We start from the raw sequence: 10,659 nt of genomic DNA on the forward strand, positions 1-10,659 counted from the left end.
AGACGGAGGGCGGCGTCCCCGTGACGAGGATCGGGCGCTCGGTCAGGCCGTGACGCGCGAGCGCCCCGCGGATCGCCCCCACGAGCGAACGCCGGTTCACCGCCCGGTTCCACCCGTACTGATGCCACGGGAGCACCCGCGGATGGACGATCTCGAGCGGGGGTTCGCCGATCCCGTCGAGCGCGTTGACCGGCGCCGGCCCGCGTCGGGCGCCCGCCGTGATGCTCCGGATCTTGTTCGCGATCCGCTTCGCATCGGCGATGCTGATCGACGGCGGACGGTGGCCGATGGCGTTCACCCAGATGATCGGGTGGCGTCGTGCGAGATGCCGGAAGAGATGCTGCATCGTCGACACGTTCCGGCCCCAGTCGTCGCCGAACACGATGATCGGCCGGGTGGACCGAGCTGCACTCACGGATCGCTCCCTTGCGGATTAGGCGAACACGGGGCCGTCGCAATCGCCCCGGTTCACGTGAAGGTCGAGTGGCGTGGCCGCCGCGGCGAGGAGCTTGGCCATCGCGGGCGAGCGATAGAAGGCGAACTGCGTCGGTGCGCGGAGGAAGCCGTCGCCGGCGAGGGCCGCCACCCAGGCGCTGTGACGCTGATTGCTGATGAGGAGGTCGAGGTCGTGTGATCGCAGGTACGCCGTCGCGGCGGTCGTCACCGCGAGTGCGTCCTCCGGCCGCGCGAAGGTGTCCGCCAGCATCCCGATGCGGAGCGGTCCGAACGGCGTCTCGCGGACCTCGGACAGGTCCCGCCGGAGGACAGTGGCCCACCCGATGTCGCGTCCGCTCCGCCGCAGGCGCAGGCGCTCGACCGGCATGCTCGCCGGGTACACCGCGTCGAGCATCGCGACATCTCGTCGCGCGGTGAATCCGTACGCTCCCCGCAGGTCTTGCCAGAGATCATCCGCCCACGAGCCGAAGCCTGGCACGACGTCGATCTCGAGCGGCGCGGGACGCCGGTCCGTCGCGAGGGACCGGATGCCGGAGAGCGCCGTCCATCCTGCCCACCCGAGACCGGAGTAGGCGAGCAGGTCGAGCGCGACCCGACGCGCGCGCGTGCGACGCAGGTGCTTCAGATGGCGCAGCACGCGCGCCGGGCGCACGATCGAGACGAAGAACGGCACGTCGTCCGTCGCCCAGCGCATCGAGGACAGCAGTCTCGCGAACGCCCCGCCGTGGCCACCCATCCCGAGCGACATCAGCAGCGGTTGCTCACGCATGAGCTTGATGATCAAGGCGCCTGCGACCCCGCCGTGGCGGGCGTCCACGAGGCTCTCGGAGACCGGGTACTTGGCCCAGCCGGCGCGGACGACCCGGCCATCGATCCAGAACTCGTGCTCGCGCAGCCACACCGCACCGCGGACCTCGTCATCCACCTCCGCGACGAAGAGCCGGGAACGCACCGGCTCCTCCGAGGACGAGTCGGTGGGTCCCTCCGGATAGACCTCCCACGCCGCGCCACCGGCCCGCAGCCGCGCGTTGAAACGCTCGATCCGGGCGCGGTCGCCTTCCTCGAATCGTCGGACCCTCATGACGTCCCGGTGTCCGCATCCACGCGACGCAGCACGTCGGGCCATGGAAGCGTCCGCTCGTCCAATCGCAGCGCGTACTGCACCGGCTCATCCGCGGTGGGGGAGAATCCGAGCGACGGCAGCAACTGCGCGACCATCCCGTTCTTCGCCGTGGGGAGGTACTCCCCGGCGATGTGTCGGCACCCGAGGCGTCGCGCCTGCTCGGCGAGGTAGGCGAACAGCGCGTGCTCGACCCGGCGGTTCATGACGCGACAGCTCATGAGCAGCGAGTCGAGCCTCGCGGACTCGCCTTCGGCGCGGATGATGCCGACGCCGACGAGCCCCTGGTCGCCGAACCGATCGGCGACGCGGATCCAGGCGATGCAGCTGCGGGGGTCGGCGGCGATGCGTTCGAGATCCGCTGCCGTGTGCCGCCGCGTGGTCAAGTTGAACTGGTTCGTCTTGCCGATGAGCTGCGCGATGCGCGCCGCGGTCGTGTCCGACCACCGACCGACCTCGGCCGTCATCTCGAGACTCGCGAGGAAATCGTCGATGTTCCCGAACTGCTCCGCACCCTCGGTCCGCGCCTTCTGGTCGCGATAGAGTGCCGTGCGCTTGCGGTCCTCGTCCGAGAGCGACGTCTGGTCGAACCACGGGATGCGGTCGAGGGCGCTCGCGTACTGGAGCGGGTCGGTCGGTACCTCCACCACCTGCACTTCCGGCGCGTTCAGGCGCACCTCGGCGCGCTCCACCGGATTGTCGTCGAAGAAGACGAGCGCATCCGCGCCGATGTTCAGCTCCCGTGCGATCGCGCGGAGGTGCTGGCTCTTCGGAGACCAGTCGATCCGCGACGCGGCGATGTCGGACCACTTGATCAGCATGTCCGGATGCCGGAGGAACACCTCCTCGGCGACCGGCGCATCGTTCTTGCTCACCACGGCGAGCAGGATCCCGCGATCGAGGAGGGCCAGGATGCGACGCTGGAACTCCTTGAAAACGTTGCCCGGATAATCCTCGCCGAGCTGGATCCCGGTCATCCCATCGTCACCGATCACCCCGCCCCAGAGCGTATTGTCCAGATCGAGGACGAGGCACTTGGCAGGAGGCACCCGGAGCGCCCGGAGACTCCGCACGACCTGCGCGGCGAGCGCCGGCTGGTGCGCCGCGGCGACCGGGACGCGCGCGAGCGCCCAGAGCCGCGGATCGCTCCAGTTCGCGGTCCCGACACGGCGGACGAGGCCGGCGAGGTCGAAGATGGCGACGTTCGGGAATGCCGCGAGGTCGCCGACGAGCGCCGCGTTGGCCTCGGCGAGGGCGTGGGTGACCGAGAACGGAACGTTCGCGTCGAACGGTCCGAAGGGCAGGAGCGTCGGGTCGGCGAAGTTCGCGACGAGGATCGGGGCGCTCGAGTGTTCCCGGAACTGGGTCACCGAGCGGACGATGCGCTGGCGGAGCTCCGTGAGCAGCGATGCAAGGCCGGGGCGTCCCGCGGCGAATGGGCGTGCCATCGCATCGGGCGAGACGTCTTCCGGACGCATCACGACGAGCAGGCCGTCGAGCGGGCTCGCATAGAGTGAGGAGCCCGGGTCGGCGATGACCTGCTCGACCTGGCCGAATGCGCCGAACTCCGGGCGGATCGCGAGACCGATCCGCGCGCCTTCCACGATCAGGTATGGACGGCAGAAGTCGAGATTGCAGGTACCCAGGACGGCGACGCGCAACATCGCCGACGAGGGGTGCGACAATTGACGCGAATACCGCAGGTACTCGGCCGTGCTGAACGGGCGCGAGAAGTCGATCGGAGCCGTGGTGGCACCGCTTGCATCCGTGACCGCGTTCACGCCGAGGTCCCGTCCGACAGCCGTTGCCGGAGCGCGCCGAACGTCGTGAGGCTGGCGAACTCCTCCGGCTGGAACTGCACCCCGAACGCCTCCTCGATCGCGAGCAGGAGTTGCATATGATTCACCGAGTCCCATCCCTTGACCGAGCTGGGCGAGGCATCGTCGGTCAGGGCCGCGACATCGCACGCCAACACGTCCCCGAACACTGCCCGTAGCGCCTGATCCGGATCCTTGCTCACTCCGACTCTCCCTGTAAGTCCACGCTGGTGGGTCCGAACCTGCTTTGGCAGGTCTCGTACCGTCTCCAATCTACCGACGCTCGCGAGCGGCGCAGGGGGAACGGCGCGACCCCCTCAGGGCCACAGGTCTTGGGCTGTGGCGACCCCGCATCACCAGGCATCGAAGGGAAGCGCCCGGTCCGTCCTGCCGAACCGAGCGCTGTTGCGACCCCGCATCATCTGTCGTCCAGCCGTCGAAGTGCCGGGATCGGCAGCGGTCCGTTCGCTGGCCGGTTCCTTGCGACGACGATTGGCGCACGGCTGACGTTCCGCATGATCTCCCTGAGCCACCGATCCCCCGCATGCACGCCTCCGACCGGTTCGTCGCGCTCTGCTACCACGATGTCCTCCCCTCGACGCGTGCGGCGGGGGGCGGGGCCGAGCGATTCGCGGTCCCGACGGCGATGTTCGAGCGGATGCTGGACGCGATCCGCGCCCTCGATCATCGTGGCTGCTCGCTGGAGGTCGCGATCCGGTCCGTCGGCGAGCGGCGTGTCGCGATCACGTTCGATGACGCGACCGAGAGCCAGTATCTCCACGCCATGCCCGCCCTGCGCGCCCGCGGCATGACGGCCACCGTCTATGCTGTCCCTCGGTGGGTCGGGCGGCCGGGCTACATGAGCTGGGACCAGTTGCGGGAGATCCGCGCCTGGGGGATGTCGGTCCAGTCGCACTCCTATTCGCATCCGTTCCTCTCCGAGTGCGACCGCGGCCAGCTGCGCTCGGAGCTCCGGGATTCGAAGGCGGAGATCGATCGCGAGCTGGGACAGGACACGACGGAGATCGCGTTCCCCGGTGGTGACGCGCCACGCCTGACCCTGCGCGGCGAACTCGCCGCGGCGGGCTACACCGTGCACGTCGGGACGCGCTGGGGCGTCAACGTCGACGGGCGAGTCGGGCGTCCGTTCGTGAAGCGGTGCACCGTCCGCGGCGATGTCTCCGAGGTCGATGCGCGGCGCTACGTGCTTGGCGACCGATGGATGGCCGCGCAGAACCATCCCAAGGAGATGTTCCTCCGCTCGATGCGCGCGACACTCGGCCCGACCCGGTATGCTCGGTGGCGTCGACGGTTCCTCGACACGGTCAATCCGAGCCGTCGTGATCTGACGTCCTGACCGCCGCCGGGGCCGACCGCGCCCTCATCGCAGGGTGCGTGGACGCCCCGATGGTCGCCCGCGCGTGGCTCGCGCCGACGCAGGGGCACGCGCGGGACCGCTCACGCCCCGCGTCACGCTCCAGAGCACCCGGTTCAACCCGAATGTCATCCAGAGCCAGGACTCGAGGAGTGACGCGTAGAGGATGTTGGCCAGCATGAGCGCGATGATCATCGCTTCGAGGGACATCGACAGGTAACGCAGGTCGAAGGCGCGTCGCCCTCCCCCCGCGTCCCATGCGGCGATCGCCTCCGGCTCCCGCAGCTCGCGATTGCGCTTGAAGAAGTCGAAGTGGAGCCAGAGGAACGCGATCATGCCGACGGCGCCGTACTCCGACAGGATCTGCATATAGGCGTTGTGCAGGTTGAACCCGTAGAACATCGCCGGGTTCTCGAACATCTCGATCTCGCCCCACGCGAAGTAGCCCGCGGCGAATGCCCCGACGTTGGACGGGCCGACGCCGAAGACCGGATGCTCCTGCCAGACGCGGAATGCCGCGACCCAGAGTGACCACCGTTGCTTGCCGGTCCCCTCGTCATTGCCTTCCTCGAACGCGGACTTCATCTCCTCCCAGAAGAAGTTCTCCTCGAAGAGCAGGGACGCGCCCGCGAACACGACGATGACGCCGGCGACCATGACGAGCGCGGTGACCACCTTGCGTGGCGACCGCAGCCAGATGATGCCGCCGACCACCACCAGGGCGAGGAACGCGCCGCGGGCCGCGGACGCGACGACGCCGAGGACTCCCAGCACCGCCATGAGGTACAACAACATCTTGTCGCGCTTCGTCGTCGCGCCGAGCGCGGCCCAGGAGCACGCGCCCGCCGCGCCGACCATCAGCCCTCCGTAGCCGTCGTAGTTCGAGAGCGTCGGGTGCCAGGGCACGAGACCCGAGCCCTTGGCGAACATCTCGAACCAGCCGAATCGGAGGAGGAAGATGAAGACGAGCGGCAGGGCCTGCCGCGGTGTCTTGATGAGCGCGGCGCTCGCGACCACGATCGTGTAGAACAGCAGCAGGATCTTCAGCGCGTCCTTCGCGTACGTGAAGTTCTCGGCGGTCGGCACGTTGATGACCCCGACCAGCAGGAGCACCAGCATCGGCATGCAGAGCATCCAGGCCTTCTTGCCACCCGCCAGCGACGGGAGGTTGATCGCCGCGATGATCATGATCGGCAGATTGATCAGCGTGCCGAGCCGCCCCATGCCCGCCCCGGCCTTGGAGGCGAGGAAGAAATGGAAGTCGAACAGCAGGTTGAACCAGGCCAGATAGAGCAGGTACACCTGCGCGCCAGTGCCCGCAGCCGCGAGGCGGCGGCGGGTGGGCGACGCCGCGGGGGAGGGCGCGGCGGATGCCAGCGGGGCGGCGACAGGCGAGTGGATCAGCGGCTCCGGCGTCAGGCGGGGAGGGTGGAGACAAGGTACTCGGGAGAGGTGCCCCGACAAGGCGACGAGGGGCCTGACACTCCGTCACGCGTGCGAACGCCCGGCTATCTTCATCCATCGCCGAGTGACGACCTGCTGGCACGGGTCATGCCCGTGCAGGATTCGCGCCCGGACCGGATCCCGGAGTCGCGACCCACACTCCCTTTCCCGCTCCTGCGATGGCCCTGTCCTCCGCGGTCCGCACGCTGCTCCTTGGTCACGCCGGGCCGCGCCGCCCGGCCCTCTCCGCTGGCCCGCTCCGCATCGCGATGGGTATCGAGACCCTTGGGCTCGGCGGCGCGGAGATGGTCGTCTTCCAGCTCTCCGAGGAACTGCGGCGCCGCGGCCACAGCATCATCGCCATCGGCCCGGACGACCGGGATGGGTGGCTGAAGCAGACCTTCCTCAAGGCGGGGATCCACTTCGAGGGCTACCGGCTCCGCAGTCCGATCGACTGGGGGTGCGCGGAGCACTTCGCCGAGATCCTGCGCGCGCACCGGATCGACGTGCTGCACGACCACGAGTTCGTGGCCAGCGTCTACGGCGCGGCGGGAGCCCGGCTTGCCGGCGTGCCGCACGTGCTCACGATGCACGGCAATCAACAGATGACCCAGAAGTTCCAGCGCCGCGTCGCCCTCCGCTGGGCCATCCGCCACTCGGCGCACACCGTCGCGGTCTCGGGGGACACCCGGACCCATCTGGTCCAGGCGCTGGGTGTGCGCGAGGACGAGATCGAGATCATCCGCAACGGCATCCCGGATCGGCCGGGCGACGGCCGGTCGGTCCGTCGGGAACTTGGGCTCGACGAGGACGACCTGCTCGTGCTCGCCGTCGGGAGCCTGATGCAGCGAAAAGGGCACCGGATCCTGCTCGAGGCCATGACGATCGTGAGCCGGACCGCGGGTCTGCCGCGTTGGAAGGTCGCCATCGCGGGCGAGGGGGTCGAGCGGCCGGCACTCGAGTCGTACATCGCCGAGCACGGGCTTGCGGACCGGGCCGTTCTGCTCGGGAATCGCGGGGACGTGCCCGACCTGCAGGCTGCGGCGGACGTCTTCACGATGCCATCGCTCTGGGAGGGGCTACCCTTGGCCGTCCTGGAGGCGATGTTCGCCTCCAATCCGGTCGTCGCGACGACGGCCTCAGGGATCCCCGAGGCGATATCGGACGGCGAGCACGGACTGCTCGTGCCCGGCGGGGATGCACCGGCGCTCGCGCACGCGGTCGTCAGGCTCCTCGGCGACCGCCCGCTGCGCGAACGCCTTGGCGCGCACGCGCGCGCCGAAGCGCAACGGCGTTTCAGCATCACGGCGATGACGGACGAATACGAGCGACGGTACCGCGGCGACTGATGCGACGTGCGGCCCGGTGCGTTCGGCGATCAGGGGATCCCGCGCACCAGCTTCGGCCCCAGCCACGTCGCCACCGGCACCGGGAGCTTCTTCCACACGCGCGGTCCCATGGAGTACGCCCCGTCGTCCGGATTGGGCGTCGACACCTTCCCGTCCGCCGAGCGATAGTACCACCAGAGCGGCTCGTCACGTCCGCCCCACTGCTGCTTGTACTCGTGCGTGCCGCTGTTCGGCGTGCTGCGGCCGAAGTTGGCGATCGTGCACCCCTCCTGCGCCGCGCGCTCGAGGAAGCACCAGTGCAGGAAGTACCCCGGCCGGATCCCGCTCGCGAGGCGGAGCGAGCTCGACCAGGTGATCTCCATCTCCCGGTCCCAGATGAATCCGCAACCGCCGGAGACCGGCTCGCCGTTCAGGTAGCCGCAGGCGAACCAAGTGCTGTCCGGGAAGGTGTCGGCGATCACCTCGTAGAACCGCTGTGATTGCACGGGCGTGCCGAGGTCGCGCATGTTCCGCGCGAGGATCCGATGGAACGGCTCCAGTTGATCCCGGCCCCAGCGCACCTCGACCCCCTCCTTCTGCGGCTTGCGGATCTTGGTGCGCATCTTGTTGCCGAGCTGCTTGAAGAGCGCGTCGGGGCCGCCCTCCGGGATGTCGATCACGACGGTGAGCTTCTGGTGCCCCACCGGCAGCGCCGTCTCGAGGGCGCGCCGCGCCCGGATCTGCAGGAGCTTCACGTGGGTCCCGCTGGCGCGGGACTCCGCGTCGTCCATCAGCGCCCGCTCGGCCGACGCACCGCCCAGCGGACCGCCGTAGCTCACGAACGGCATCGAGACGAGGAAGTGGCCGAAGAGTGCCGACCGCACCCGCACGAGCGGGAGGACGCCGGCGAGCCGCCCACCGGCGTCGCGCGCCGCCAGGAAGACGCACTCGTGCCCGAAGACCGTCTCGATCACCCGACGCCACCCATAGAGGTGGAAGTGCGTCCACCCGGCTTGTGACCGGACGAACGCGTCCCATTCGGCCGCCTCGCCCGCGAAGGGCGCGACTGTCAGCGCCGGCGTCACGCGCGCACTCGGCCGATCGCCAAGATCCGCCTCAGGACTTCTTCTCGAGGATCAGCGCGGCGATGTCCTGCACCGTGTTCAGGTGCGTGACGCTCGCCTCGTGCGCATGGATCTCGATCCCGTAGTGCTCCTCGAGCACGGCCACGAGCTTCACGGTCGCGAGCGAGTCGAGGATGCCGCCGCTGATGAGCGGCGTGTCGTCGGTCAGCTCCGAGGCGGCGACGCCCGGGAGGAACTCCTTCAGGATGTAGGTCCGGACATGCTCACGGACGGCGTCGGCGTTCAGGGTCATCGCGGTGGCTCCAGGAAGGCGCGCGGCAGGCCGAGCGCGGTGTCCGCGACGAGGTCGCGGTGGAAACGGTCGCCGATCAGTCGATGACCGGCCTTGTTCGGGTGGAAGTCCCACTTCGACGAGCGGAGGGTCGCCATGTCGTGCCCCTCGTACACGTCGGACCAGTCGAGGACATGGAAGCCGGCGTTCCGGGCGCGCGTCGCCATCGCCGCGACGTGCGCCGGGTCCGGCTGGCGCTCGGGCAGGTCGAGATAGATCCAGACCGGGATCGCGCCCGCCGCCCGCACCTCCCGGACGAACTCGGCCTCGACGAGCCCGGAGCAGGCTGTCCTGGATGGCGACCATCCGGCTCAGGGCCTCGGTCTCACGCAGGTCACTGGTGACTTGCGCGCCGGCCAGCATCGCGGCGAACGCCGGCCAGGGCGGCTGCACCCGCGCCGCACCTGCGTGACCGTGTGGATCGAGAGCCGTTCGGCATCGCCAGGGCAGCGCGACGCGGATCACGACGTCCGGGGAGAACGAGGACGCGGTCGTCGAGCAGCAGCAACTGTTGCGCGGCGCTGAACGACCCGACGCCGAAGTTGAGGAACTCGGCCTTCGGCGCGCCGGGCGCTGCAATGCGTTAAGGCTGTCCTCGACGAGCTGCTCTTGAAAGGTCTCGCCGTCGCTCACGCCGTCCCCGGCCACGTACGACTGCCCGAGCAGGGCGGATCCGGAACGTCTTCGACGGCTTCACGCGGGCATACGCACCGTCACGCATCCCGAACTCGTTGGTGCGGAACGACTGGCCTCCCTGATACGTCCCCCACATCGGCTGCATCTCCCGACCGAGGAAGTCGGGACGCTCGACGAGCACGCCGGATTGCCAGATGTCCTGCCCGTCGGTCGGGCGATCGGCCATCAGTTCGCGCAGTTCCGGGTTCTGGTCGGTCACGCCCTGAAGTCCTTCGTAGTAGCCGCGCTGCAATGCCTTCGCATCGCGCTTGTTCAACTCCGGGAACCGCATCTCGCGCGCGATCTCCTGGGCGCGTGCCGAACGGCCGGGTCGCGTACGGCGAGGCCGTCAGCGCGAGCACGGCGAGCGCGGCGATGGTCTTCATCGCATGCGGGGCGAACGCAGGGGCCGGGGCCTTTGCGCTCGTCTCCTGGTCGCCGCCCGACCGTCCGGTCAGGTCCGCGATGACGGCGACGGCGAACACCGTGCCGAGCACGGCCGCCACCGCCAGACCATCGCGCAGCGTGAAGCTCGGCACCCGCATCAGGTCAATCCAGTCACCGGAAGGTCGGGCCGCCCCACATTGTCCAGAGCGTGCAGATGAGCGCGAAGACGCCGGCGGCGCGTCGCCCTGTCGATCAGGGTGCGCGCAGACTGCGCTTGTGCCCGGCAGCACGCGCTTGCGCCCACGCTTCGCCTCCCAGAGCGAGTTGCCGATGAGCAGCACGCCGAGGGATCGCCCAGAAGAGCGCGTCGGTCGCCGACCAGAGCCCCTCGCCGCGGAGCCAGAACCACTGGTAGGCGTGCGTCGCCCACGGATGAAGAACACGACGATGGTACCGACCACGAGCGCCAGGGTCTCCCCCGCTTCCGCAACGGGAAGTACACGGGGAAAGACCACCTTCTGCACGAAGTCCTCCAGTAGATGTCGATCCGCCGCCAGAAGTCCGAGATGCTCAGTCGAGAGGTAGAACAGGCGGTGGCGTCTCGGGCAGGCGGAACCCGTGCAGGTGCAGGGCACCGACGAT

Annotated in this window: 11 protein-coding genes; 2 read left to right on the plus strand and 9 right to left on the minus strand. The window is 69.2% G+C overall.

What is annotated here, in order from left to right; translation table 11 throughout:
* The 4 genes from IPJ78_07260 to IPJ78_07275 form a co-directional block, all read right to left on the minus strand.
* Window positions 1-415 (minus strand): hypothetical protein (locus tag IPJ78_07260; protein ID MBK7906345.1); only part of this gene is annotated, 415 nt, incomplete at its 3' end.
* A gap of 18 nt (window positions 416-433) precedes the next feature.
* Window positions 434-1,537, minus strand: coding sequence for a hypothetical protein (locus tag IPJ78_07265; protein MBK7906346.1), 1,104 nt, complete (start codon window positions 1,535-1,537; stop codon window positions 434-436).
* Entirely contained in the window at window positions 1,534-3,357 is a 1,824-nt protein-coding gene (locus IPJ78_07270; GenBank protein MBK7906347.1) for an HAD family hydrolase, read from the minus strand. The genes IPJ78_07265 and IPJ78_07270 overlap by 4 nt, the downstream gene beginning before the upstream one ends.
* Window positions 3,354-3,596: an acyl carrier protein gene (locus IPJ78_07275; protein MBK7906348.1), complete on the minus strand. Its 243-nt coding sequence runs from the start codon at window positions 3,594-3,596 to the stop codon at window positions 3,354-3,356. The genes IPJ78_07270 and IPJ78_07275 overlap by 4 nt, the downstream gene beginning before the upstream one ends.
* Before the next feature lie 341 nt (window positions 3,597-3,937).
* On the opposite strand from IPJ78_07275, the gene IPJ78_07280 reads away from it, so the two are divergent.
* A complete protein-coding gene (locus tag IPJ78_07280; protein ID MBK7906349.1) occupies window positions 3,938-4,750 on the plus strand; it encodes a polysaccharide deacetylase family protein in 813 nt (270 codons plus the stop codon).
* 24 nt (window positions 4,751-4,774) lie between these two features.
* Here IPJ78_07280 and IPJ78_07285 read toward each other — a convergent pair whose 3' ends face one another.
* The gene (locus IPJ78_07285) at window positions 4,775-6,070 is read right to left on the minus strand and encodes an O-antigen ligase family protein (protein ID MBK7906350.1); all 1,296 of its coding nucleotides are present in this window, start codon (window positions 6,068-6,070) and stop codon (window positions 4,775-4,777) included.
* Between the two features lie 320 nt (window positions 6,071-6,390).
* Here IPJ78_07285 and IPJ78_07290 point away from each other — a divergent pair, with 320 nt between their 5' ends.
* Window positions 6,391-7,560 (plus strand): glycosyltransferase family 4 protein, encoded by a 1,170-nt coding sequence (locus tag IPJ78_07290; protein ID MBK7906351.1) that lies wholly within the window; start codon window positions 6,391-6,393, stop codon window positions 7,558-7,560.
* A 29-nt stretch (window positions 7,561-7,589) separates the two neighbouring features.
* Here the strand turns inward: IPJ78_07290 and IPJ78_07295 are convergent, their stop codons facing one another.
* The 4 genes from IPJ78_07295 to IPJ78_07310 form a co-directional block, all read right to left on the minus strand.
* Entirely contained in the window at window positions 7,590-8,624 is a 1,035-nt protein-coding gene (locus IPJ78_07295) for a FemAB family PEP-CTERM system-associated protein (protein ID MBK7906352.1), read from the minus strand.
* A 31-nt stretch (window positions 8,625-8,655) separates the two neighbouring features.
* On the minus strand, window positions 8,656-8,916 hold the full coding sequence (locus IPJ78_07300) for an acyl carrier protein (protein ID MBK7906353.1): 261 nt from the start codon (window positions 8,914-8,916) through the stop codon (window positions 8,656-8,658).
* Entirely contained in the window at window positions 8,913-9,203 is a 291-nt protein-coding gene (locus IPJ78_07305) for an SGNH/GDSL hydrolase family protein (protein ID MBK7906354.1), read from the minus strand. The genes IPJ78_07300 and IPJ78_07305 overlap by 4 nt, the downstream gene beginning before the upstream one ends.
* Before the next feature lie 335 nt (window positions 9,204-9,538).
* Window positions 9,539-9,922, minus strand: coding sequence for a hypothetical protein (locus IPJ78_07310; GenBank protein ID MBK7906355.1), 384 nt, complete (start codon window positions 9,920-9,922; stop codon window positions 9,539-9,541).
* Between the last annotated feature and the right edge of the window lie 737 nt (window positions 9,923-10,659).

The organism is Gemmatimonadota bacterium, from assembly GCA_016714015.1.
In the GTDB taxonomy this organism is placed as follows: domain Bacteria; phylum Gemmatimonadota; class Gemmatimonadetes; order Gemmatimonadales; family Gemmatimonadaceae; genus Pseudogemmatithrix.

Bases quoted from the DNA above. Each gene is read 5' to 3' on its own strand.
- IPJ78_07280 (MBK7906349.1), top strand. From the start codon at position 3,938: ATGCACGCCTCCGACCGGTTCGTCGCGCTCTGCTACCACGATGTCCTC.
- IPJ78_07300 (MBK7906353.1), bottom strand. From the start codon at position 8,916: ATGACCCTGAACGCCGACGCCGTCCGTGAGCATGTCCGGACCTACATC.
- IPJ78_07265 (MBK7906346.1), bottom strand. From the start codon at position 1,537: ATGAGGGTCCGACGATTCGAGGAAGGCGACCGCGCCCGGATCGAGCGT.
- IPJ78_07310 (MBK7906355.1), bottom strand. From the start codon at position 9,922: ATGCGGTTCCCGGAGTTGAACAAGCGCGATGCGAAGGCATTGCAGCGC.
- IPJ78_07290 (MBK7906351.1), top strand. From the start codon at position 6,391: ATGGCCCTGTCCTCCGCGGTCCGCACGCTGCTCCTTGGTCACGCCGGG.